18 protein-coding genes and 1 pseudogene are annotated in these 23700 nt (G+C 56.7%); 13 read left to right on the top strand and 6 right to left on the bottom strand.

Going from position 1 to position 23700, the window contains the following annotated elements; genetic code table 11:
• Positions 1-1633 (top strand): glutamine hydrolyzing CTP synthase (pyrG, locus tag ACWYRJ_RS15855; protein WP_455508238.1); only part of this gene is annotated, 1633 nt, incomplete at its 5' end.
• Between the two features lie 82 nt (positions 1634-1715).
• Complete coding sequence (eno, locus tag ACWYRJ_RS15850; RefSeq protein WP_024909267.1) at positions 1716-3014, top strand: phosphopyruvate hydratase; 1299 nt, start codon at positions 1716-1718, stop codon at positions 3012-3014.
• Positions 3015-3066: 52 nt separating this feature from the next.
• Here eno and ACWYRJ_RS15845 read toward each other — a convergent pair whose 3' ends face one another.
• Both ACWYRJ_RS15845 and ACWYRJ_RS15840 read right to left on the bottom strand, forming a co-directional pair.
• Positions 3067-4176 (bottom strand): SDR family oxidoreductase, encoded by a 1110-nt coding sequence (locus ACWYRJ_RS15845; RefSeq protein ID WP_115876180.1) that lies wholly within the window; start codon positions 4174-4176, stop codon positions 3067-3069.
• Positions 4177-4534: 358 nt separating this feature from the next.
• On the bottom strand, positions 4535-5359 hold the full coding sequence (locus ACWYRJ_RS15840; protein WP_223580419.1) for a MurR/RpiR family transcriptional regulator: 825 nt from the start codon (positions 5357-5359) through the stop codon (positions 4535-4537).
• Positions 5360-5524: 165 nt separating this feature from the next.
• Here ACWYRJ_RS15840 and ACWYRJ_RS15835 point away from each other — a divergent pair, with 165 nt between their 5' ends.
• Genes ACWYRJ_RS15835 through queE form a run of 3 tightly spaced genes read left to right on the top strand, consistent with a single transcriptional unit; the run spans position 5525 to position 8517 of the window.
• Positions 5525-7084, top strand: a complete 1560-nt coding sequence (locus tag ACWYRJ_RS15835) for a PTS transporter subunit EIIC (protein ID WP_223580417.1) — start codon at positions 5525-5527, stop codon at positions 7082-7084.
• Complete coding sequence (locus tag ACWYRJ_RS15830; protein ID WP_455508237.1) at positions 7084-7791, top strand: N-acetylmannosamine-6-phosphate 2-epimerase; 708 nt, start codon at positions 7084-7086, stop codon at positions 7789-7791. The genes ACWYRJ_RS15835 and ACWYRJ_RS15830 overlap by 1 nt, the downstream gene beginning before the upstream one ends.
• A 54-nt stretch (positions 7792-7845) precedes the next feature.
• Positions 7846-8517 (top strand): 7-carboxy-7-deazaguanine synthase QueE, encoded by a 672-nt coding sequence (gene queE / locus ACWYRJ_RS15825; RefSeq protein WP_149366635.1) that lies wholly within the window; start codon positions 7846-7848, stop codon positions 8515-8517.
• A 17-nt stretch (positions 8518-8534) separates the two neighbouring features.
• On the opposite strand, the gene ACWYRJ_RS15820 is transcribed toward queE, so the two are convergent.
• Positions 8535-9863, bottom strand: a complete 1329-nt coding sequence (locus ACWYRJ_RS15820) for an MFS transporter (RefSeq protein ID WP_455508236.1) — start codon at positions 9861-9863, stop codon at positions 8535-8537.
• Positions 9864-9959: 96 nt separating this feature from the next.
• Positions 9960-11129, bottom strand: coding sequence for a M20 aminoacylase family protein (locus ACWYRJ_RS15815; protein ID WP_223580410.1), 1170 nt, complete (start codon positions 11127-11129; stop codon positions 9960-9962).
• 170 nt (positions 11130-11299) lie between these two features.
• Here ACWYRJ_RS15815 and ACWYRJ_RS15810 point away from each other — a divergent pair, with 170 nt between their 5' ends.
• On the top strand, positions 11300-13648 hold the full coding sequence (locus tag ACWYRJ_RS15810; RefSeq protein ID WP_455508235.1) for a helix-turn-helix domain-containing protein: 2349 nt from the start codon (positions 11300-11302) through the stop codon (positions 13646-13648).
• Here the strand turns inward: ACWYRJ_RS15810 and queD are convergent.
• Complete coding sequence (gene queD / locus ACWYRJ_RS15805) at positions 13633-13995, bottom strand: 6-carboxytetrahydropterin synthase QueD (protein WP_111965448.1); 363 nt, start codon at positions 13993-13995, stop codon at positions 13633-13635. The genes ACWYRJ_RS15810 and queD overlap by 16 nt on opposite strands.
• A 306-nt stretch (positions 13996-14301) precedes the next feature.
• Here queD and cysJ point away from each other — a divergent pair, with 306 nt between their 5' ends.
• Genes cysJ through cysH form a run of 3 tightly spaced genes read left to right on the top strand, consistent with a single transcriptional unit; the run spans position 14302 to position 18569 of the window.
• Positions 14302-16107: an NADPH-dependent assimilatory sulfite reductase flavoprotein subunit gene (gene cysJ, locus ACWYRJ_RS15800; protein WP_249576933.1), complete on the top strand. Its 1806-nt coding sequence runs from the start codon at positions 14302-14304 to the stop codon at positions 16105-16107.
• Entirely contained in the window at positions 16107-17819 is a 1713-nt protein-coding gene (cysI, locus tag ACWYRJ_RS15795) for an assimilatory sulfite reductase (NADPH) hemoprotein subunit (RefSeq protein ID WP_008499617.1), read from the top strand. Before cysJ ends, cysI begins: the two co-directional genes overlap by 1 nt.
• A 15-nt stretch (positions 17820-17834) precedes the next feature.
• Positions 17835-18569, top strand: a complete 735-nt coding sequence (gene cysH / locus ACWYRJ_RS15790; RefSeq protein ID WP_111965450.1) for a phosphoadenosine phosphosulfate reductase — start codon at positions 17835-17837, stop codon at positions 18567-18569.
• 71 nt (positions 18570-18640) lie between these two features.
• Here cysH and ACWYRJ_RS15785 read toward each other — a convergent pair whose 3' ends face one another.
• Positions 18641-19684: an aminopeptidase gene (locus tag ACWYRJ_RS15785; RefSeq protein ID WP_111965451.1), complete on the bottom strand. Its 1044-nt coding sequence runs from the start codon at positions 19682-19684 to the stop codon at positions 18641-18643.
• A gap of 246 nt (positions 19685-19930) precedes the next feature.
• On the opposite strand from ACWYRJ_RS15785, the gene cysG reads away from it, so the two are divergent.
• The 4 genes and pseudogenes from cysG to ACWYRJ_RS15765 all read left to right on the top strand — a co-directional run.
• Positions 19931-21280, top strand: coding sequence for a siroheme synthase CysG (cysG, locus tag ACWYRJ_RS15780; RefSeq protein WP_223582469.1), 1350 nt, complete (start codon positions 19931-19933; stop codon positions 21278-21280).
• 9 nt (positions 21281-21289) lie between these two features.
• Positions 21290-22198 (top strand): sulfate adenylyltransferase subunit CysD, encoded by a 909-nt coding sequence (cysD, locus tag ACWYRJ_RS15775; RefSeq protein WP_008499613.1) that lies wholly within the window; start codon positions 21290-21292, stop codon positions 22196-22198.
• Between the two features lie 9 nt (positions 22199-22207).
• The gene (cysN, locus tag ACWYRJ_RS15770; RefSeq protein ID WP_028014243.1) at positions 22208-23632 is read left to right on the top strand and encodes a sulfate adenylyltransferase subunit CysN; all 1425 of its coding nucleotides are present in this window, start codon (positions 22208-22210) and stop codon (positions 23630-23632) included.
• Positions 23632-23700: pseudogene (locus ACWYRJ_RS15765) on the top strand (adenylyl-sulfate kinase); the annotation flags it as partial. The gene cysN and the pseudogene ACWYRJ_RS15765, both read left to right, overlap by 1 nt.

The raw sequence follows: 23700 nt of genomic DNA, 5'->3' as shown, positions 1-23700 counted from the left end.
AACGAACTATATTTTTGTGACCGGCGGGGTCGTATCCTCTCTGGGTAAAGGCATTGCCGCAGCCTCCCTCGCAGCCATTCTTGAAGCCCGTGGCCTCAACGTGACCATCATGAAACTGGATCCGTATATCAACGTCGATCCGGGCACCATGAGCCCAATCCAACACGGGGAAGTGTTCGTTACTGAAGACGGCGCTGAAACCGATCTGGATCTTGGCCACTACGAGCGTTTCATCCGCACCAAAATGACCCGTCGTAACAACTTCACGACCGGCCGCATCTACTCCGACGTTCTGCGTAAAGAGCGCCGTGGTGACTACCTGGGTGCAACCGTTCAGGTTATCCCGCACATTACTAACGCCATCAAAGAACGCATTGTTGCGGGTGGCGAAGGCCACGACGTGGTGCTGGTTGAAATCGGCGGTACCGTGGGTGATATCGAATCCCTGCCATTCCTGGAAGCGATTCGTCAGCTGGCGGTAGACATTGGCCGTGAACACGCGCTGTTCATGCACCTGACGCTGGTGCCGTACATGGCCGCTGCAGGTGAAGTGAAAACCAAACCGACTCAGCACTCTGTTAAAGAGCTGCTTTCTATTGGTATTCAGCCAGACATCCTGGTTTGCCGCTCCGATCGCGCGGTTCCGGCGAACGAACGTGCGAAAATTGCATTGTTCTGTAACGTGCCTGAAAAAGCCGTTATTTCAATGAAAGATGTCGATTCCATTTATAAAATCCCGGGCCTGTTGAAATCTCAGGGCCTGGACGATTATATTTGTAAACGATTCAGCTTGAACTGTCCGGAAGCTAACCTGTCTGAATGGGAACAGGTTATTTACGAAGAAGCCAATCCGGCAGGCGAAGTGACTATCGGTATGGTCGGCAAGTACATCGAGCTGCCGGATGCCTATAAGTCAGTGATCGAAGCGCTGAAACACGGTGGTCTGAAGAACCGTGTCTCCGTGAACATCAAGCTGATTGATTCGCAGGATGTTGAAACGCGTGGCGTTGAAATCCTGAAAGATCTGGATGCTATCCTTATCCCTGGCGGCTTCGGCTACCGTGGTGTAGAAGGCAAGATCGCCACCGCGCGCTATGCGCGTGAAAACAATATTCCATACCTCGGCATCTGTCTGGGTATGCAGGTTGCGCTGATCGAATTTGCGCGCAACGTAGCGGGAATGGAAAACGCGAACTCTACGGAATTTGTGCCAGACTGTAAGTACCCTGTTGTGGCGCTTATCACCGAATGGCGTGACGAAGAAGGTAACGTCGAAGTCCGTACCGAGAAGAGCGATCTGGGTGGCACCATGCGTCTTGGCGCACAGGCCTGCCAGCTGACTGACGATAGCGTGGTTCGCAAGCTGTATGGCGAGCCGGTCATCACCGAGCGCCATCGTCACCGCTATGAAGTCAACAACATGTTGTTGAAACCTATTGAAGCCGCGGGCCTGCGTGTTGCGGGACGCTCCGGGGATGATCAGTTAGTCGAGATCATTGAAGTGCCAAACCATCCGTGGTTTGTCGCCTGCCAGTTCCACCCGGAATTTACTTCAACGCCACGTGATGGGCATCCGCTGTTTGCAGGCTTCGTTAAAGCCGCCAGCGACTACCAGAAGCGTCAGGCGAAGTAAAAAAAGTTAGAACGGCAACGCGTACCTTTGGTACGCGTTGTTTGTCTGGAGTTTTAGTTTAACTTGTACTGAGGAAAATCTAATGTCCAAAATCGTTAAAGTCATCGGTCGTGAAATCATCGACTCCCGTGGTAACCCGACCGTTGAAGCCGAAGTTCACCTGGAAGGTGGTTTCGTTGGTATGGCTGCTGCTCCATCAGGTGCTTCTACCGGTTCTCGCGAAGCGCTGGAACTGCGCGATGGCGACAAATCTCGCTTCCTGGGTAAAGGCGTACTGAAAGCGGTTGGCGCTGTAAACGGTCCTATTGCTCAGGCAATCATTGGCAAAGACGCCAAAGACCAGGCTGGCATCGACAAGATCATGATCGATCTGGACGGTACTGAAAACAAATCTAACTTCGGTGCGAACGCAATCCTCGCTGTTTCCCTGGCGAACGCCAAAGCGGCTGCGGCTGCTAAAGGTATGCCACTGTTCGAGCACATCGCTGAACTGAACGGCACCCCAGGCAAATACTCCATGCCTGTACCAATGATGAACATCATCAACGGTGGTGAGCACGCAGACAACAACGTTGATATTCAGGAATTCATGATTCAGCCAGTTGGCGCGAAATCCCTGAAAGAAGCCGTACGTATGGGTTCTGAAGTGTTCCACAACCTGGCTAAAGTTCTGAAAGCTAAAGGCATGAACACTGCTGTTGGTGACGAAGGTGGTTATGCGCCAAACCTGGGTTCTAACGCAGAAGCACTGGCTGTTATCGCAGAAGCAGTTAAAGCTGCTGGTTACGAGCTGGGCAAAGACATCACCCTGGCGATGGACTGTGCAGCATCTGAATTCTACAAAGACGGTAAATACGTTCTGGCTGGCGAAGGCAACAAAGCGTTCACCTCCGAAGAGTTCACTCACTTCCTGGAAGACCTGACCAAACAGTACCCAATCGTGTCTATCGAAGACGGTCTGGACGAGTCTGACTGGGCTGGCTTCGCATACCAGACTAAAGTACTGGGCGACAAAATCCAGCTGGTTGGTGACGACCTGTTCGTAACCAACACCAAGATCCTGAAAGAAGGCATCGAGAAAGGCATCGTTAACTCCATCCTGATCAAATTCAACCAGATCGGTTCTCTGACCGAAACTCTGGCTGCGATCAAAATGGCGAAAGACGCTGGCTACACCGCGGTTATCTCTCACCGTTCTGGCGAAACTGAAGATGCTACCATTGCCGACCTGGCTGTTGGTACCGCTGCAGGCCAGATCAAAACCGGTTCTATGAGCCGTTCTGACCGTGTTGCTAAATACAACCAGCTGATTCGTATCGAAGAAGCGCTGGGCGAAAAAGCACCATACAACGGTCGTAAAGAGATCAAAGGCCAGGCATAATTGCTTAAGCCTTAAAATGAAAATGCCAGTCGAATGACTGGCATTTTTTTGGCTATTTAAAATCGACCGCCATTTGCTCCGGAATGGTCAGCCCCTGGGTAGTTTGCACGCAGCGGGCGATATAATCCGTAAACCGGGGTGGCTTCGGCATCCCCATGCTCAGCAGCTTATCGTTGCTGAAGCGCACGTTAAGCGTGGCAAACGCACCGTATAACCGCATGGCTTTCAGCATCAGACGTTCGTTGCACGGGCCAAAAATATGTTTCAGCTCGCGGCGCATTCGGACCAGCGTTTCGTAGCTGACCTGGGCATATTTATCCCCGACGGGGGCTTTCTCCAGCGCCTGCGCCATCGCCTGATCGATATCCGCAAAGCGAACGCTGTTCTCTTCACCCGCAGAAATGTGCACCACTTCCCCCGGACGCGCGTTGCTGTTAAGCAGCATTAACAGCGCGTCGGCGCAGTAATCCACCGGCACAACGTCGATCCGGTCTTCCATTGAGCACATGAACTTCTGCAGCATCAGGCCCATGCTAAAGACCCAGAAAATGCTGCTCGACGGCGTGCAGCCGTGACGGGTATGGCCAACGACGATGGACGGACGGGCGATGAGCAGGGGAAGGTTAGGGCACTCCTGGCGCATCAGCTGTTCGATGGTTGACTTCGAAAACGTGTATTCCACCAGGTGTTCAGCATTCTCCCTGAATTCGGCGCTTTCGGCGACCAGGGAATCCTGCTCCGGCGTGCATGACATCGCGGTGCCGACGTGGAGGAAACGCTGCAGTCCTGTGACCTGCTCCATACGACGCGCCAGCGCCAGCGTACCTTCAACGTTGACCTTCCAGATCAGCGGGTTGTTACCAAATGAGGCGACGGCCGCACAGTTCACGACATGCGTGACCCGATCCAGACGGGGATCGTTCAGGAAGGCTTCTGGCTGGCTGAGGTCGCCAATCAGGATATTGTCCACATTCAGGGAGGCCAGTTTGTCCTCAGGAACGTTGAACTTGCGCATATTCTCCAGCACGCGCTCCAGCCCGCTCTGCGGATCGCTGGCGCGCGCAAGCAAAAGGAGTTCTATGGATTGATCGTTGGTCAGGATTTTTTCAAGAACTGCACCGCCCAGAAATCCGGTCACGCCTGTAATCAATAACATCTTCATTAATACCGTCTCATTATGATTGATGAGGCGGATTGTAGGCGGGCAAAAGTAAACGGCATTTAAATAATAAAACGCCGAAATCAGTGGCGTCTTAAGCTTATTTTAAGGAAAGGAAATCAGGTGAAGATATTGGACATTATCGCAATGGTAAAAATTCAATCCATTAAAATTTAAATTTTAACTCGTTGAATTTAATTGGTTTTATATGGTCTATGCCGAATGGTGGACTTAATTCAAAATGTAATAAATATAATACTTTGTTACACCAAACATTTACCGGACAAATGATTAAAACCCCACTTAACGAAAATCAGACAATATAAGTCGCAGGCCGATTTATTTAGCCTGCGAATGATTTTCAGAGCAAAAGGGGAAGCGTGGCGCTGGCTGTTTGCTGGCTAACGTCGCCATAATGAGCATCCAGCGCAATCATGGACGTGGTCAGCAGCTCGACCAGCAGCATCACCCCAACCTTAGCATTGAGTGCGCCAGCGCTTAGGGGACCCTCTGGTTTGGCCGCAACCAGCAGCATGTCGCTCAGGGATGCCAGCGGGCTGCGGGGCGTATTGCTGAGTGCCAGAACCTTAACGCCGCGCTTGCGGGCAAGCTTCACCACGTGGAGTAAATCCCGCGTTGAACCCGAACTGGAGATAGCCACGACCAGGGTCTCTTTTGAAAGCGTTGTCGCATTCATGGCCGCGCGGTGCATATCGCTGAACAGCTGCGCGGGTTTGCCCAACCGCAACAGCTTGTAGTGCAGATACTCCCCGAGGATCGCGCTGGCCGCAACGCCATAAATCTGCACGGACTGCGCCTGGTGCAGCGCCAGTGCGGCCTTTTCAAGCAGCGTGCGGTCAAGGAGCCGGGCGGTATCCTGCAAAGCCTGCACCGACTCATCCACGACGTTATCAATCTCATCGCCCGCCTGACGCGCGGGCTGGCCCTGCTGAATATCCAGAGCAAGCGCCATTTTAAATTCGTTATAGCCCTTGCAGCCCAGCGTCCGGCAAAGACGCGTGACGCTGGCCTCGCTGGTGTGGCTCTCGCGCGCCAGCTCGGTGATCGTCAGGTAGAGCACCCGGGCAGGATCGCTGAGGACAAACTCGCCGAGTTTTTGTTGTGTTGGGCTGTACCCGGAAGCCTCCTGGCGTAGCTTCAGCAGCAGGTTTTCATGGTCTGACATGCTCGATCCTTAATGCGTTTCTCTGCGACTAGTGTGGCGGAAAGCGGGGGAAAGATGCCAGTCATTTTGAAAAAGTATGATCGTCGTCCTAGTTTATGATGATAATTTTCAATATTAAATATTTATGTGGTAAAAATTTTCATCGTTCAATGAGGGGATGAAAAAATGATGCAAATATTCAGTGGGGCTTCTTCAGGGGGATGGTTTGAAAAAGCGCAGCGCTTTGGCAAATCCTTTATGTTGCCGATTGCCGTGTTGCCTGCGGCGGGTCTGCTGCTGGGGATAGGCGGCGCGCTATCAAATCCCAACACGCTTACAGCCTATCCGTTTTTAGACGTGAGCTGGCTGCAGGCCATTTTCACCATCATGAGCAGCGCAGGATCCATCGTGTTTGCGAACCTCTCGGTGCTGTTTGCCGTTGGGGTGGCCGTCGGGCTGGCAAAAAGCGATAAGGGCACGGCCGGGCTGGCGGCATTACTCGCGTTTCTGGTGATGAATGCCACCATCAACGCGCTGCTGATCCTCACCGGCAAACTGGCGCAGGAGAATCCGGGGGCCGTGGGGCAGGGCATGACGCTGGGTATTCAGACGCTGGAAACCGGCGTGTTTGGCGGCGTGGTGATTGGACTGGTGACCTGCGCACTCCATCATCGGTTTAATAAAATTGCGCTTCCACAGTTCCTCGGGTTCTTTGGCGGCTCGCGCTTTGTCCCCATTATCAGCTCCCTGGCGGCGATACTCGTCGGTGCGCTCATGACCGTGGTCTGGCCGCATTTCCAGAAGCTGATTTTTGGTCTGGGCGGGCTGGTGGATGCTACGGGTTATCTGGGCACCCTGCTGTACGGCTTTATTCTCCGCATGCTGGGCCCGTTTGGTTTGCACCACATCTTCTATCTGCCTTTCTGGACTACCGCGCTTGGCGGGAGTGAAATCGTCAACGGACACCTCGTGGAAGGCACGCAGCGGATCTTCTTCGCCCAGCTGGCCGACCCGAACACGCAGCATTTCTATGAGGGCACGTCACGCTTCATGTCCGGGCGCTTTATTACGATGATGTTTGGCCTGCTCGGGGCGTGCCTGGCGATGTACCACACGGCAAAACCCGAGAACAAAAAGCGCGTTGCCGGGCTGCTGCTTTCTGCGGCGTTAACCTCGTTCCTGACGGGGATTACCGAGCCTATTGAGTTCTCCTTCCTGTTTATTGCGCCGGTGCTCTACGTCATCCATGCGCTGTTTGACGGGCTGGCATTCATGCTCGCGCACATGCTGCATATCACCATCGGGCAAACCTTCTCCGGCGGCTTCATCGACTTCGTGCTGTTCGGCATTTTACAGGGAGAGGCCAAAACCAACTGGATGTTCGTACCGCTGGTCGGCGTACCGTGGTTCTTCCTTTACTACTTTACCTTCCGCTATCTGATTAACCGTTTTGATTTCGCCACGCCGGGTCGGGAAAAGGAGGCGATGGCTGACGAGGTCAGCCTGACGCAAAACGAACGCGCCGCTGCGGTGATCGCTGGATTAGGCGGAAAAGACAATCTGGAAGAGGTGGACTGCTGCGCCACGCGTCTTCGCGTTACGGTCAAGGACGGCAGCAAAGTGAATGACTCGGCGCTGAAAGCCACCGGGGCGCGCGGCGTTATCGTGCGCGGTAACGGTGTTCAGGTCATCTATGGCCCGCACGTCACGATTATCAAAAACGAAGTGGAAGAGATCTTATCGTAATGAAAACTGTACTGGATACCCTGAAGGGAAAACTGGTCGTCTCCTGTCAGGCGCTGGAAAATGAACCGCTGCATAGCCCGTTTATTATGTCGCGAATGGCGCTGGCGGCGGCACAGGGCGGGGCTGCCGCAATTCGTGCCAACAGCGTGGTGGATATCGAGGCCATTAAGCAGCAGGTCTCTTTGCCTGTTATCGGCATCATCAAACGGGATTACCCGGAAAGCGAGGTATTTATCACCGCGACAATGAAAGAGGTGGATGAGCTCATGGCCGTCTCTCCGGAAATCATTGCGCTTGATGCGACGGCGCGGGAGCGTCCCGGTGGGGAATTACTGGAAACGCTGGTCACGCGCATCCGCTCACGCTATCCCGCGGTGCTGCTGATGGCGGATATTTCAACGGTCGAAGAGGCCGTGAAGGCGCAGGCGCTGGGCTTCGACTGCGTCGGCACCACGCTTTACGGCTACACGGCGGAAACGGTGGGCCATTCGCTTCCGGAGAACGACTGCGCGTTCCTGAAGGCCGTGCTGGCCGCCGTGACGGTGCCCGTAATTGCCGAAGGCAACGTGGATACGCCTGAACGCGCGGCCAGATGCCTGGCGCTAGGGGCGCATACGGTCGTTGTCGGCGGTGCGATCACCCGCCCACAGCAAATTACCGAGCGCTTTATGGCGGCGATTGGCGCGCAAAGCACCGATGGAGCATGACCATCCGGCGGGGATCTGCGATACTTATCGTTTATCCCCTTTACTGAGATGACTATGCAGTACCCGATTAACGAGATGTTCCAGACCCTGCAAGGCGAGGGTTACTTTACCGGCGTTCCCGCTATCTTTATTCGTTTACAGGGATGCCCGGTTGGCTGTGCCTGGTGTGATACCAAACATACGTGGGATAAGCTCGCAGATCGGGAAGTGTCGCTGTTTAGCATTCTGGCGAAAACCAAAGAGAGCGATAAGTGGGGCGCGGGCAGTTCAGAAGATCTGCTGGCCATTATTGGTCGTCAGGGCTGGACCGCGCGTCACGTGGTGATCACCGGCGGTGAGCCCTGCATCCACGATCTGACGCCGCTGACCGAGCTGCTCGAAAAGAACGGCTACAGCTGCCAGATTGAAACCAGCGGCACCCATGAAGTGCGCTGCTCGCACACGACCTGGGTGACGGTATCGCCAAAAGTGAATATGCGCGGCGGGTATGACGTGCTGTCTCAGGCGCTGGAACGCGCGGATGAGATTAAGCATCCTGTAGGGCGCGTGCGTGATATCGAAGCGCTGGATGAACTGCTGGCCACGCTGACGGATGAAAAGCAGCGCGTCATTGCGCTACAGCCGATCAGCCAGAAAGACGACGCGACGCGCCTGTGCATCGATACCTGTATTGCGCGCAACTGGCGCCTGTCGATGCAGACGCACAAGTACCTGAATATTGCCTGACCCTTTCGTGGCCCCGCCTATCGCGGGGCACGACCTGAAGGGAGTAACGCCCAGGTCACTCCCACCGAAGCGAGACACATCGCGCTGTTGAAAAGGAGGGCATACTGTGCGGCGCTGGCCATGCCCAGCGGCAGCAGCAGCGCATAGAGCGACGCGGTAACCGCGATCCCCATCGCTCCCCCCAGCGAGCTGCCCATTTTGTACACCCCAGAGGCCACCCCGACTTTGTTTTCTGGCGCGTTCATCACCGCAGTATCCGTTGACGGCGTGGCGTAACATCCCAGCCCCAGACCAAATAAAATGTTACTGAGAAAGACGGTGACGATGTAGATCTCCTTGCTTAAAAACGTGCAGGAGATGAGCGTGATGCCCGTTGCAGTCAGCAGCGGCCCGGTCATCATCGGCAGGCGCGCGCCGTAGCGCTGAAGCAGCTTTTCCCCCACCCGGATCATCGCCAGCACGGTAATCAGATATCCCAGCGTCATCATGCCGGTTTGCAGCGGCGACAGACCTTGGCCCTGCTGCAGCCAGATGCTGGCGATCATCATGGTGCCAATGCAGCCGTTGAGCAAAAAGTTAGAGAATACCGAGGCGCTGTAGGCCCGGTTTTTAAACAGGGCAAAATCAATCAACGCCGCGTCACCCTTGCGTCGCCCGGTGAGCACAAAGCAGGCTGCTGCCAGCGCGGCGCCCCCCAGCACCAGCAGCGACAGGCCGCTGCTCCAGCCCCAGCTGTGGCCTTTGCTGATAAACAGGTTCAGCAGCACCAGCATGCAGACAAAGCTCACCAGACCGCCAATATCCAGCTTATGGCGGCTCGCGCCGTCGCTTCGGCTTTCCGGCGTGCCGCGGATCAGCAGCAGCGCTGCCGCTGCCACCAGCATGGAAAAAATGAAGATCCATCGCCAGCCGAGCGTGGTGGCGATGGCGCCGCCGACAAACGAGCTCAGCCCGCTGCCGCCCCATGAGCCGATGACCCAAAAGCTGATTGCCCGCTGGCGAGCGTTGCCTTGATACCAGGTTTTAATCAGCGCCAGGGTGGCGGGCATGATGCAGGCCGCTGACAGCCCCTGTATCGCTCTCCCCAGCAGAAACAGAACCGGCTCCCACGAGAAAAAAAGCAGGGCGCTGCCGATGATGCTTAGCGCGAGGCCAATATAGGTCATACGCACGCGGCCAAACTTATCGGCAAAGCCGCCGCAGGCAACGACAAAACAGCCGCTGAATAGCGCACTGAGGCTGACCGCCAGCGTGAGGGTTTCAAGGGAGATAGCGAGGCTGTTTTTCATTGCCGGGACAACGTTAATCACCGACTGCGCAAATAACCAGAAGGTCAGAACGCTCATCACAATACCGGCCAGCAGCCGATCGTTACCGGCTTAGGTCGGTGTGCCAGTCAGGGGTACGGTACTCATCGTGCGGCCCTCCGGGGTTGGTGCGTATCAGCGCAGATAGTGCTCGGTCAACGCACTCCAGAGTGCCGCGCCGGTAAGCAGAAGCTTGTCGTTAAAGTCGTAGCCTGGGTTATGCACCATGCAGCGCTCCGGCTCATCGCCCGCGCCGAGGGTGAAGTAACAGCCGTTGGGGTTTTTCTCGAGCATGAACGCAAAATCTTCGCTTCCCATAAAGGCATTCACCGACGTGACGACATCCTGACCGAACAGGTCGGTCGCCACCGTGCGCACCATGTCATTGGCCTGCGGGCTATTGCGCAGCACCGGGCTGCCGTTCACATGACGAATCGTGGCCGTGGCGTTGAAGCTTTCAGCCTGTGCCACGGCAATGTCGTGGATTCGCTGCAGGACGGTTTGACGCACCGCTTCGTCCAGCGTGCGCACGGTCAGCTTCATTAATACCTTATCGTTGATAATATTCGGGGCATGTCCCGCCTGGATGCTGCCCACGGTTACGACGACCGGCTGGAATGGGGTGATATTCCTCGACACAATCGACTGCAGGGCGAGGGTGATATGGCAGGCAACCAGCGTGGCATCAACTGTGTGTTCCGGAACGGCGCCGTGACCCCCTACGCCGTTCACTTCAATATGAACGGTGTCAGAGGAGGCCATCATGGCGCCATCGCGCAGGCCAATTTTCCCAAGCGGCTGGGAGGGCATGTTGTGCAGGCCAAAAATATGGTCGCAGGGGAATTGTTCAAACAGGCCATCTTCAACCATGACGCGCCCGCCATACAGCAGCTCTTCGGCTGGCTGAAAAATCAGATGCAGCGTGCCGCTAAAGTTGCGGGTTCGGGCCAGATACTCTGCTGCATAAAGCAGGGTAGTGGTGTGGCCATCGTGCCCGCAGCCGTGAAATTTACCTTCAACCGTGCTGCTCCACGCTTTGCCGCTATTTTCCTGCATCGGCAGCGCATCCATATCGGCGCGCAGGCCCAGACGTTTGCTGCCGTTTCCTACCTTAAGGGTGCCGACCACCCCGGTTTTGGCCATTCCCCGGTGGACCTCATAGCCCCACTGCTCCAGGAGTGACGCGACGCGGTCGCTGGTTTTGTGCTCCTCGAAGCCTGTTTCGGGATGTCGGTGAAACTCGCGGCGTAATTCAGTGAACTGAGCCTCGGAGCCTCGCAGCGCGTCAACAATTGGATGTGTCATTTTTGTTATCCTTTTCCTGCCAAATGGTGTTAGTTTCGAGTTTATGTCGATCGCATTGCCGGAAAATGTCCTTTTTTGTTGTAAATCGACGCCTTTTTTCTGATTGTTTTTCATACGATTCGGTTATGACAAAAAAGAGTGCGTCATTTTTTGTCTTCGTGGAGGGGCGAATGGAACATCGTGGAAATGAGTTTGCGATAGCCGTTGAGGACATTCGCCTGTTCGCGCAGGATGAAGGCGATTTGCTGACGATACTGTGGGTGCTGGAAGGGCAAGCTGAACTGCAAACCGAGGCGGGACTAAAAAGGGTTCCGACAAATGGCCTTGTAGTGATAAACCGCCATCAGCGATGGAGGCTTATCAGCCAGAACGCGAATGTGACTCTGCGTGTCGTTCTATCCGGACGCTGGGTAATCCAGCTGTACAATGATTTTTTTGCCCATGATTACGCGGTTCCGGAGGAGTCAGGCGGGCGCTGGCCGCAGTGTGACGAGCTTCGGCACCTGCTGCGCCAGCTGCTGGTGGTGACGCTGGTCAACGATCCGCATCGCTACCGGCTGGAGGCGAATCGCTGGCTGAGCGAGATCCTGCTGCTGCTGATTGGTCGCTTTCAGCAGCCCGTCCGCCAGAAACCCCGGAACCAGCACCCCAACGTAAGCAAGCGCATCGCCCGTGTACTTGAGCGGATCGACGCCAGCTACACCCGCCGCATTACGTTGGCCGAAATCGCAGAGAGTGAGTTCGTCTCAGAAGCGTGGCTCTCTCGTCTCTTTCGAAAAGAGACGGGAGCCAGTTTTATGCAGTACATCACTGCCCTGCGGCTGGAAAAAGCGGCTGACGCCCTGTGTCTCACCAGCCGCCCTCTGCATCAGATTGCGCTGGAGAACGGATTTGCCAGCACACGTATGATGACCGATAGTTTCCAGCGCTATCACAATATGTCTCCGGGTGAGTTTCGTAAGGCCGGGCGTCATCGTCCCCTTGCGTTCCGCCCGCGCACGACCGTGGATGAACAGCGTTTCCCTGTTGCGGTAGATACGTTATTTAGCCTGCTTAACGACGCTGAGACCCGCGGTTGGGAACCGTCGCCGCTAACCTACTCCCCGTGTCAGGAGCGGATACTGGATGTGCAGCAGCTTTATCCGCTCTCTTCCGCGCTGCGCCGCACGCGGCTGGTCATCACCCTGCGCGAGCTAGACGATTTGCTGCGAGAGGATGTTCGTCGGCATCTGGAGGCGCTACACGAGGCGATTCCGATTGAGGGCATTGATATCGCCGAACCTTTTCTCAGCAGCCGTCTGTTCGCTACGGGATGGGACGATCCCCAAATGGCGGGCTACGCCTGTTGGTATCATCTGCAGCAATTGTTTACCTGGGTGGCGAAAAAAGGCTGGACGGTCCTGCTGCACACGGGGGTCACTACCCGCTGCGATCTCCTGACGCGCTTTTTGCAGCTTTCGGTTAACCGATTTTTGCCCGACATTACCGCTGGCTGGCACGTCGTCATGCACTGGTCTCCCCAGGCAAACGCGGAAACCCAGGAGCACGCCTGGCGGGCGCAGCGGGCGGCGCTGAGGGCCTACCTTCCGCAGGCAAAATTGGGGGTGTGGCATCGCTTCTCCCCCGATGGTAGCGAGCTGAGCGGTGACGCGCTGTTCCGTTCTGACATTCTGGACGAGGCTGATTTCCTCGCATGTCCGGCAGATGCCAACGAGCTGCTCGATCTGGCGCAGCTGGATCCCGCGCATCTTTCCTCGTCTGAAAATTACCCGGTGCTAAAGGTCCGCCAGATCCTCGCCGCCCTTCGCCAGCGGCAGCGGACGCTGCCGGTATGGTTACTCTCGTGGAATACTCTTACGGGGAATACGCGGGCGACCAACGGCTGGTTTTTTCGCGGTGCGCTGTTGATGCAGAATCTGCTCGGGCTTTCAGAACAGGTATGGCTGGCGGGATTCTGGCTTAATTCTGGTTTACAGGGGGAAGCGAGGGCGAACAACACCCTCGATACATCAAGCCTTGCGCTTCAATATAATCACGGCCTTCCACGGCCCATCTATTGGGTACTCTGGCTGTGGCAGCGTCTGCGGGGAGAGGTGCTCGTTAACGACAAGAGCGTGCTGCTGCTCCGCCATCAGGGGCGATATCAGCTGCTGTTGCGTAACGTGGTGGTCTTCAATCCTCTGCTCTCCAGCGAGGAGGCTTTTATTCAGCGTTTTCGCCAGCAGTATCATCTTGAGCTGCGAGGAATGCGCGGTCACTGGCGCATAAAGAGACATTTGTTCGATCGGCACAACGGTGCGCTCTACCCATTGCTTGAAGAAGTACACAGCGACAGCGGGCCTGATGAGGAGATGTGGCGCTGGATTGCGCACAAAGCGCGCCCAACGCTTTCCTTACGCGATGAACGGCTTTATGACGGCTGGCAAATTACAGAATCGCTGGAAAGTAACGCGCTTGTGCTCTATGAGTTCACGCCGCTAAAAGTGCGTGGGGAAGAGGAGAATCACTCCCCGCGATAGATGCAGCCCGCGGTGCAGGTCTCTTTGATCATCACCGCGCTCAGCAGCGGTACCAGCGGCTTCATCTGATCCCAAATCCATTTTGCCAGCACTTCGCTGGTCGGGTTTTCAAGGCCCGGGATCTCATTCAGGTAGTAGTGATCCAGACGATCGTAGGTCGGCTTAAACGCCGCCTTCAGCTCGGCAAAATCCATGATCCAACCGGTATGCGGATCAACTTCACCGGTGATCTCAAGACGCACCATGAACGAATGCCCGTGCAGACGGCCACATTTATGTCCTTCAGGGACATGCGGAAGGTGGTGGGCGGCTTCGAAGGTGAAATCTTTAAACAGTGTGGTGGACATGATCGCTCTCAGTAATGCGGAAAAAACCGCCGCATAGTACCGGAAAGCACAATTTTTAGCATTAACTAAAACGGCTCAATAGGTACTGAGCCGCTAAATGTCCAGTTTTTGTTAATTTTATTATTATATTTCAATAGGTTAATTAATCGCTTTTACTGTTAAGAACGATAAGTAAAACAGGTTAGTCCATTTGGTTATTTATTATTTCCATCCCTTCTTTAATTGTTATTATCCTCGCCGTTAACCTTATCTTCAGTTTGGATTTATTCGCTTAAAGTCCGCTTGGCTACTGGAACATAACGACGCATGACAACACAGGCCCCACCTTCAAATTTGCTTCCCCTGAACCCGGAGCAACTGGCGCGCCTTCAGGCTGCCACCTCTGATTTTTCTCCCACTCAGCTTGCCTGGGTCTCCGGTTATTTCTGGGGAATGCTCAATCAGCAGCCTGGCGCTGTGGCGGGTGCACCGGCTACGGCCGTTGAGATTCCGGCCATTACCCTGATTTCCGCCTCGCAGACGGGCAACGCCCGCCGCGTGGCCGAAGCGCTGCGCGACGACCTGCTGGCCGCTAAACTGAACGTGAACCTGGTCAACGCCGGGGATTATAAATTCAAGCAAATCGCGTCGGAAAAACTGCTGGTGGTGGTCGCCTCTACGCAGGGTGAAGGTGAACCAGCTGAAGAAGCGGTGGCGCTGCATAAGTTCCTGTTCTCGAAAAAAGCGCCGAAGCTGGATGGGACGGCGTTTGCCGTCTTTGGCCTGGGCGATACCTCCTATGAATTCTTCTGCCAGTCCGGCAAAGACTTCGACAGCAAGCTGGCGGAGCTGGGCGCGGAGCGTCTGCTGGACCGCGTTGATGCGGATGTCGAATACCAGACCGCCGCCGCTGAATGGCGTGCCCGCATCGTTGAAGTGCTAAAAGCGCGCGTGCCGAAAGAGACCTCGACGCAGGCCGCGTTCACCGCGACGGGTGCTGTTAACGACATCCACACCAGCCCGTACACCAAAGAGGCGCCGCTGACGGCGAGCCTGTCGGTGAACCAGAAAATTACCGGCCGCGACTCGGAAAAAGACGTGCGTCATATCGAAATCGATTTAGGCGACTCGGGGCTGCGCTATCAGCCTGGCGATGCGCTGGGCGTCTGGTATCAGAACGATCCGGCGCTGGTGAAAGAGCTGGTTGAGCTGCTGTGGCTGAAAGGCGACGAGCCTGTCACCGTTGACGGCAAATCGCTGCCGTTATCCGAGGCGCTGCAGTGGCATTTCGAACTGACGGTGAACACCCCGAATATCGTCGAAAATTATGCCACCTTAACGCGCAGCGAATCCCTGCTGCCGCTGGTGGGCGACAAGGCGAAACTGCAGCATTACGCCGCGACGACGCCGATTGTCGATATGGTGCGTTTCTCTCCAGCTCAGCTGGATGCCGATGCGCTGATCGGCCTGCTGCGTCCGCTGACTCCGCGCCTGTACTCCATAGCTTCTTCGCAGGCCGAAGTGGAGAGTGAAGTGCATGTTACCGTCGGCGTGGTGCGCTACGACATCGAAGGCCGCGCGCGCGCGGGTGGGGCGTCGAGCTTCCTGGCCGATCGCGTGGAAGAAGAGGGCGAAGTGCGCGTCTTTATCGAGCACAACGACAACTTCCGCCTGCCGGCAAACCCGGAAACACCGGTCATCATGATTGGCCCGGGCACCGGCATTGCGCCGTTCCGCGCCTTCATGCAGCAGCGCGCGGCAGACGGCGCGTCGGGTAAGAACTGGCTGTTCTTCGGCAATCCGCACTTTACCGAAGATTTCCTCTACCAGGTTGAGTGGCAGCGCTATGTGAAAGAAGGCGTACTGACCCGCATCGATCTGGCCTGGTCCCGCGACCAGAAAGAAAAAGTATACGTACAAGACAAACTGCGCGAACAGGGCGCAGAGCTGTGGCGCTGGATCAATGACGGTGCCCACATTTATGTCTGCGGCGACGCCAATCGCATGGCGAAAGACGTTGAGCAGGCACTGCTGGAAGTTATTGCCGAATTCGGCGGTATGGATGCCGAAACGGCGGATGAATTTTTAAGTGAGCTGCGCGTTGAGCGCCGTTATCAGCGAGATGTCTACTAATGAGCGAAAAACATCCAGGGCCACTGGTGGTCGAAGGTAAACTGACAGACGCCGAGCGCATGAAGCTGGAAAGCAACTATCTGCGCGGCACCATTGCTGAAGATCTGAATGACGGTCTCACCGGCGGTTTTAAAGGCGACAACTTCCTGCTGATCCGCTTCCACGGCATGTACCAGCAGGACGACCGCGACATCCGCGCCGAGCGTGCCGAGCAGAAGCTGGAGCCGCGTCACGCGATGCTGCTGCGCTGCCGTCTGCCGGGCGGGGTGATCACCACCAAGCAGTGGCAGGCGATCGACAAGTTTGCCGGTGAAAACACGATCTACGGCAGCATTCGTCTAACCAACCGTCAGACCTTCCAGTTCCACGGCATTCTGAAGAAGAACGTTAAGCCGGTGCACCAGATGCTGCACTCGGTCGGGCTGGACGCGCTGGCGACCGCCAACGACATGAACCGTAACGTGCTCTGCACCTCGAACCCGTATGAGTCCGAGCTGCACGCCGAAGCCTACGAGTGGGCGAAGAAGATCTCTGAGCACCTGCTGCCGCGTACGCGCGCCTATGCCGAGATTTGGCTCGATCAGGAAAAAGTCGCGACCACCGACGAAGAACCGATCCTTGGCCAGACCTACCTGCCGCGCAAGTTTAAAACCACGGTAGTGATCCCGCCGCAGAACGATATCGACCTGCACGCCAACGACATGAACTTCGTGGCGATAGCCGAAAACGGCAAGCTGGTGGGCTTTAACCTGCTGGTGGGCGGCGGCCTGTCCATCGAACATGGTAACAAGAAAACCTACGCCCGTACCGCGAGCGAGTTCGGCTTCCTGCCGCTCGAGCATACGCTGGCCGTGGCGGAAGCGGTGGTGACGACCCAGCGCGACTGGGGTAACCGTACCGATCGTAAAAACGCGAAAACCAAATACACCCTGGAGCGCGTGGGCGTGGAGACGTTCAAAGCGGAAGTGGAGCGTCGTGCGGGCATCAAATTTGAGCCGATCCGCCCTTACGAATTCACCGGTCGCGGCGATCGCATTGGCTGGGTAAAAGGCATCGACAATAAATGGCACCTGACGCTGTTTATTGAAAACGGCCGTATTCTGGATTATCCGGGACGTCCGCTGAAAACCGGTCTGCTGGAAATTGCGAAGATCCACAAAGGTGAGTTCCGCATTACCGCTAACCAGAACCTGATTATTGCCGGCGTGCCGGAAAGCCAGAAGGCGAAGATCGAGAAGCTGGCGCGCGAACACGGGTTAATGGATGCGGTTAAGCCGCAGCGTGAAAACTCGATGGCCTGCGTATCGTTCCCGACCTGCCCGCTGGCGATGGCCGAAGCGGAACGTTTCCTGCCGTCGTTTACCGACAAAGTGGAAGCGATTCTGGAAAAACACGGCATTCCGGACGAGCATATTGTTATGCGCGTCACCGGTTGTCCGAACGGCTGTGGTCGCGCGATGCTGGCCGAGCTTGGTCTGGTGGGGAAAGCGCCGGGGCGCTATAACCTGCATCTGGGCGGTAACCGTATCGGCACGCGCATTCCGCGCATGTTCCGCGAGAACATCACCGAGCCGGAAATTCTTGATTCCATCGACGAGCTTGTCGGGCGCTGGGCGAAAGAGCGCGAAGCGGGTGAAGGCTTCGGCGACTTTACGGTGCGTGCGGGCATCATTCGCCCGGTGCTCGATCCCGCAAGGGATTTCTGGGAGTAACCACGAGAGGTAACTATGTCCGAACTCGATCTAAACGCCCTTAATGACCTGCCAAAAGTCGAACGTATTCTGGCGCTGGCAGAAACCAATGCTCACCTTGAAAAGCTGGACGCCGAAGGGCGCGTGGCGTGGGCGCTGGAAAACCTGCCGGGAGAATATGTGCTCTCGTCGAGCTTTGGTATTCAGGCGGCGGTCAGCCTGCATCTGGTGAATCAGATCCGTCCGGACATTCCGGTGATCCTCACCGATACCGGCTACCTGTTCCCGGAAACCTACCAGTTTATTGACGAGCTGACGGACAAGCTCAAGCTGAACCTTAAGGTCTACCGCGCGACGGAAAGCGCGGCCTGGCAGGAGGCGCGCTACGGTAAGCTGTGGGAACAGGGCGTTGAGGGCATTGAGAAATACAATGAGATCAACAAGGTCGAGCCGATGAACCGGGCGCTGAAAGAGCTTAATGCTCAGACGTGGTTTGCGGGCCTGCGCCGCGAGCAGTCCGGCAGCCGGGCAACCTTACCGGTGCTGGCGGTGCAGCGCGGCGTGTTTAAAGTGCTGCCGATTATCGACTGGGATAACCGGACGGTGTACCAGTATCTGCAAAAACACGGGCTGAAGTACCATCCGCTGTGGGATCAGGGCTATCTGTCAGTGGGGGATACCCACACCACGCGTAAGTGGGAACCGGGAATGGCGGAAGAAGAGACGCGATTCTTCGGGCTGAAGCGCGAGTGCGGGCTGCACGAAGGGTGATCCTTTATCCACCCTCTCCCTGTGGGAGAGGGTTGGGGTGAGGGCATCAGGCCCCGCTATACTTAAAAACCTCAGGCTTTCCCCGCTTTCGCCAGCTCCTTCACCAGCGGCAACATCACCTTCACTATATCACGGCTGCGGTGTTCAATCCGCTGCGGCAGCGCGCGATCGATGTGCTGCTGATTATCCAGCATCACGTTGTGCCAGCTTGTCCCGTCCGGGAAGGCTTTCGATTTAGCCCGCTGCTGGTAGCCATCTTTTTTGCCCAGCGCCCAGTTTGTCGCTTCCACATACAGCACAGGAATGCCCGCCTTATCGAACACTTCCCCGTCGTTGCAGCAGCCTGTTCCTCGCGGATAATCCGGGTTACCGCCGGGATTGCTGGTGGCATAAACGCCATGGCTGCGGGCAATCGCCAGCGCACGGTCGCGCGTCAGTTTTCGCACGGTACCCGGTGTACTCTGCCCGCTGTTGAAATAGAGCTTGTCGCCGACGATAAGGTTGTCGAGGTTGATCACCAGCAGCGTATTTTTCTTCTCCTCGGCGCTCATGCGTTTAAGGAGATTCTCAGCGCCGAGTTTGCCCTCTTCTTCACCGCTGGTGGCAACAAAACGAATGCCATATTGGGTGGGAATATCTTTCATCCGCTCGGCCAGTTCGAGCATCACGCCCAGGCCTGCAGCGTTGTCGTCCATGCCCTGCAGCGTCAGCCCGCCGAGGTTGTTATCCGTGTCGGCATCGCTCATCGGAGCGTAGGTATCAAGGTGCGCCATAATAATAATTTGCTCTTTTGCGCTGCCTTCGTGGGCCGCAATTACCGTACTGCCGGTCACGTTATGCCAGTTTTTCGTTTTATTTCGCGAGGTATAGACGTAGCGGCTGTGAAACGACCGGATGTCGCTCTGGTAACCCATCTCAGCAAACTGCTGGCGAAGATAGTCCGCGGAGAGCATTTCCGCAGGCGAACCGGTCATGCGGCCAGGGAAAACGGTGGCAATATGCCGCGCCTGCATATTGGCGATTTCACCATAAGGTTGGTTTTTTGCCTGAGCAGGAAGAATAAAGCAAACGCCGAGCGCCAGGGCAGCAATACGGTGGCGCGTTGCGGAAAACATAGTGAGTCCTTAAAAACAGAGCAAAATAATAACCCGCCTAGTATGAAACTGTGATCGTCCATACACAATTTGAATTGCTCTTAAATGCCCGAAATTTCGCGCGTTAAGCACTTTTTGGTATTAGCATTTTCACGGCGTTATTCCATTGAGTAACTACTCATTCCAATTCGTAATTTCATTCGGTCTAAGCCGCCCCCTATAGTCCCTCTATTCCTCGTTGTTAGTGAGTTGTTGCCTGTGGACTATCTGCCCTTATTTGCTGCGATTAAAGAGAAACCGGTGCTGGTTGTTGGCACGGGTGAAATCGCCGATCGCAAAATCGCGTTTCTGCAGCGCGCAGGGGCCCAGGTGCAGGTCGTTGCAGAGGCAGATTTTCACGAGTCACAAATCGACAGCGTGGTGCTGGTTATTGCGGCGACCGAAGATCGTGAACTGAACCGGCGGATCTCCGACGCCGCGCAGGCCCGTTATCGCCTTGTGAACGTGGTGGACGACCAGCCGTTGTGCTCGTTTATCTTTCCGTCGATCGTTGACCGTTCGCCGCTGCTGGTGGCGATCTCCTCCGGCGGTACCGCACCGGTGCTGGCGCGCGTGCTGCGTGAAAAAATCGAAGCGCTGCTGCCGACCAGCCTCGGGCGCATGGCGGAGAAAGCCAGCTACTGGCGTAACCACCTGAAAACCCGCCTGACCAGCGTGACTGAACGCCGTCGCTTCTGGGAACGCGTGTTTCGCGGCCGCTTCGCCAGCCTGATGCATGCCGGCAATGAAACGGCTGCGCAGAAAATCCTCGAGGATGAACTGGATAACCCCGGCAGCACGGGCGGGGAGATCATCCTGGTAGGCGCGGGGCCTGGCGATGCCGGGCTCCTGACGCTGCGCGGCCTGCAGGTGCTGCAGGACGCGGACGTCGTGTTCTACGACCATCTGGTCACCGACGGCGTGCGCGAGCTGATCCGTCGCGACGCGGAGCAAATCTGCGTGGGCAAACGGGCAGGCGAGCACTCGGTGCCGCAGCACGACACCAACCAGATGCTGGTTGACGCTGCCAAAGCGGGCAAAACCGTGGTGCGCCTGAAGGGGGGCGACCCGTTCATTTTCGGACGCGGCGGCGAAGAGCTGCAGGCGGCAGCCGAAGCGGGCGTACCGTTCCAGGTGGTGCCCGGCATCACGGCGGCCTCTGCGGTGACGGCCTACGCCGGTATTCCGCTGACCCATCGCGATTACGCCCAGAGCGTCACCTTTGTGACCGGCCACTACAAGGCCGACAGTACGCCGTTTGACTGGTCGCATCTCGCCCAGAGCCGCCAGACGCTGGCGATATACATGGGCACGATGAAGGCGGCGGATATCAGCGAACAGCTTATTCAGCACGGTCGCGAGGCGACGACGCCCGTTGCCGTCATTTCTCGCGGCACGCGCGTCGATCAGCACGTTGCGACGGGCACGCTGGAATATCTTGCAACCCTGGCGAAAGACGCCCCTATGCCCGCCCTGATAGTGGTGGGTGAAGTGGTGCAGCTGCACAGCACGCTCGCCTGGTTCCAACACACAACCGATACAGAAGGCTTTGGCTCTTCTGTTGTAAATTTGGCTTAAGGAACGGTTATGGACCAAAAACGTCTTACACACCTGCGGCAGCTTGAAGCGGAGAGTATCCATATCATCCGCGAAGTGGCCGCCGAGTTTTCTAACCCGGTGATGATGTACTCCATCGGTAAAGATTCCAGCGTCATGCTGCATCTGGCGCGTAAAGCGTTTTATCCGGGTACGCTGCCGTTCCCGCTGCTGCACGTGGATACCGGCTGGAAATTCCGCGAAATGTACGAGTTCCGCGATCGTACCGCGAAAGCCTACGGCTGCGAGCTGCTGGTGCACAAAAACCCGGAAGGGGTGGCGATGGGCATTAACCCGTTCGTGCACGGCAGCGCCAAACATACCGATATCATGAAGACCGAAGGGCTGAAGCAGGCGCTGAACAAATATGGTTTTGACGCGGCCTTCGGCGGCGCGCGCCGTGACGAAGAGAAATCCCGCGCCAAAGAGCGTATCTACTCCTTCCGCGACCGCTTCCACCGCTGGGACCCAAAAAACCAGCGCCCGGAGCTGTGGCACAACTACAACGGCCAGATCAACAAGGGCGAAAGCATCCGCGTCTTCCCGCTCTCCAACTGGACCGAGCTGGATATCTGGCAGTATATCTATCTGGAAAACATCGAGATCGTTCCGCTGTACCTGGCCGCCGAGCGCCCTGTGCTGGAGCGTGACGGCATGCTGATGATGATCGACGACGATCGCATCGACCTGCAGCCGGGTGAAGTGATCAAAAAACAGATGGTGCGTTTCCGCACCCTCGGCTGCTGGCCGCTGACCGGCGCGGTGGAATCCAACGCCCAGACGCTGCCGGAGATCATCGAAGAGATGCTGGTGTCGACCACCAGCGAGCGACAGGGGCGCGTGATTGACCGCGACCAGGCAGGCTCCATGGAGCTGAAGAAACGTCAGGGTTATTTCTAAGGAGCCGCCATGAATACCACTATTGCTCAACAAATTGCCAACGAAGGCGGCGTGGAAGCGTATCTGCACGCGCAACAACACAAAAGCCTGCTGCGTTTTCTGACCTGCGGCAGCGTGGATGACGGGAAAAGTACCCTGATTGGCCGCCTGCTGCACGATACGCGCCAGATTTACGAAGATCAGCTCTCTTCCCTGCATAACGACAGTAAACGTCACGGTACCCAGGGCGAAAAGCTGGATCTGGCGCTGCTGGTTGACGGCCTGCAGGCGGAGCGCGAGCAGGGCATCACCATCGATGTGGCCTACCGCTATTTCTCTACCGAGAAGCGCAAATTTATTATCGCCGACACCCCGGGGCACGAACAGTACACCCGCAATATGGCGACCGGCGCGTCGACCTGCGACCTGGCGATCCTGCTGATGGACGCGCGTAAAGGCGTGCTGGATCAGACCCGTCGCCACAGCTTTATCTCGACGCTGCTGGGGATCAAACACCTGGTGGTGGCGGTCAACAAGATGGATCTGGTGAACTTCAGCGAAGAAAAATTCGAGGAGATCCGCCAGAGCTATCTGACCTTTGCTGAACAGCTGCCGGGCAACCTGGATATCCGCTTTGTGCCGCTCTCGGCGCTGGAAGGGGATAACGTCGCGTCCCAAAGCGCGAACATGCCGTGGTACAGCGGCCCGACGCTGCTGGAAGTGCTGGAAACGGTTGAAATTCAGCGCGTGGTCGACACCCAGCCGATGCGCTTCCCGGTGCAGTACGTGAACCGTCCAAACCTCGATTTCCGCGGCTTCTCCGGCACTATTGCTTCCGGTTCCGTGAAGGTGGGGCAGCGCGTTAAGGTACTGCCATCCGGCGTGGAGTCAGCAATCGCTCGCATCGTGACGTTCGACGGCGACCTGCAGGAAGCCGGGGCAGGGGAAGCGGTCACGCTGGTGCTGAAAGACGAAATTGATATCAGCCGCGGTGACCTGCTGGTCGACGCGCAGGAGACGCTGGCGGCGGTGCAGGGCGCGTCCGTGGACGTGGTGTGGATGGCCGAACAGCCGCTGACCGCAGGCCAGAGCTACGACATCAAAATTGCCGGGAAGAAAACCCGCGCCCGCGTGGACGGCATTCAGTTCCAGGTGGACATCAACAACCTGACCCACCGTGACGTGAGCGAGCTGCCGCTGAACGGTATTGGCCTGGTGGATCTGACCTTCGACGAGCCGCTGGTGCTGGATCCGTATCAGCAGAACCCGGTAACCGGCGGGCTGATCTTTATTGACCGCCTGACCAACGTTACCGTCGGTGCTGGCATGGTGCGCGAGCCTAACGCGCAGGCGAGCGTGACCTCTGAGTTCAGCGCCTTCGAGCTGGAGCTGAACGCGCTGGTGCGTAAGCACTTCCCGCACTGGGGCGCGCGCGATCTGCTGGGAGGCAAGTAATGGCTGCCCATGATGAGAACGTCGTCTGGCATCCTCATCCGGTCACCGTCGCCCAGCGCGAACAGCTT

It is taken from the genome of Enterobacter sp., assembly GCF_977039595.1.
Note: the sequence above shows the minus strand (reverse complement) of the source record. Positions and strands in the feature narration are given on the sequence as shown.

Excerpts from the sequence above, each read along its gene's own strand:
- eno (WP_024909267.1), top strand. The coding sequence starts at position 1,716 with ATGTCCAAAATCGTTAAAGTCATCGGTCGTGAAATCATCGACTCCCGT.
- ACWYRJ_RS15845 (WP_115876180.1), bottom strand. The coding sequence starts at position 4,176 with ATGAAGATGTTATTGATTACAGGCGTGACCGGATTTCTGGGCGGTGCA.
- ACWYRJ_RS15815 (WP_223580410.1), bottom strand. The coding sequence starts at position 11,129 with ATGACACATCCAATTGTTGACGCGCTGCGAGGCTCCGAGGCTCAGTTC.
- queE (WP_149366635.1), top strand. The coding sequence starts at position 7,846 with ATGCAGTACCCGATTAACGAGATGTTCCAGACCCTGCAAGGCGAGGGT.
- cysD (WP_008499613.1), top strand. The coding sequence starts at position 21,290 with ATGGACCAAAAACGTCTTACACACCTGCGGCAGCTTGAAGCGGAGAGT.
- ACWYRJ_RS15820 (WP_455508236.1), bottom strand. The coding sequence starts at position 9,863 with ATGAGCGTTCTGACCTTCTGGTTATTTGCGCAGTCGGTGATTAACGTT.
- cysJ (WP_249576933.1), top strand. The coding sequence starts at position 14,302 with ATGACAACACAGGCCCCACCTTCAAATTTGCTTCCCCTGAACCCGGAG.
- ACWYRJ_RS15830 (WP_455508237.1), top strand. The coding sequence starts at position 7,084 with ATGAAAACTGTACTGGATACCCTGAAGGGAAAACTGGTCGTCTCCTGT.
- ACWYRJ_RS15785 (WP_111965451.1), bottom strand. The coding sequence starts at position 19,684 with ATGTTTTCCGCAACGCGCCACCGTATTGCTGCCCTGGCGCTCGGCGTT.
- ACWYRJ_RS15840 (WP_223580419.1), bottom strand. The coding sequence starts at position 5,359 with ATGTCAGACCATGAAAACCTGCTGCTGAAGCTACGCCAGGAGGCTTCC.
- ACWYRJ_RS15835 (WP_223580417.1), top strand. The coding sequence starts at position 5,525 with ATGATGCAAATATTCAGTGGGGCTTCTTCAGGGGGATGGTTTGAAAAA.
- cysN (WP_028014243.1), top strand. The coding sequence starts at position 22,208 with ATGAATACCACTATTGCTCAACAAATTGCCAACGAAGGCGGCGTGGAA.
- cysI (WP_008499617.1), top strand. The coding sequence starts at position 16,107 with ATGAGCGAAAAACATCCAGGGCCACTGGTGGTCGAAGGTAAACTGACA.
- queD (WP_111965448.1), bottom strand. The coding sequence starts at position 13,995 with ATGTCCACCACACTGTTTAAAGATTTCACCTTCGAAGCCGCCCACCAC.
- ACWYRJ_RS15810 (WP_455508235.1), top strand. The coding sequence starts at position 11,300 with ATGGAACATCGTGGAAATGAGTTTGCGATAGCCGTTGAGGACATTCGC.
- cysH (WP_111965450.1), top strand. The coding sequence starts at position 17,835 with ATGTCCGAACTCGATCTAAACGCCCTTAATGACCTGCCAAAAGTCGAA.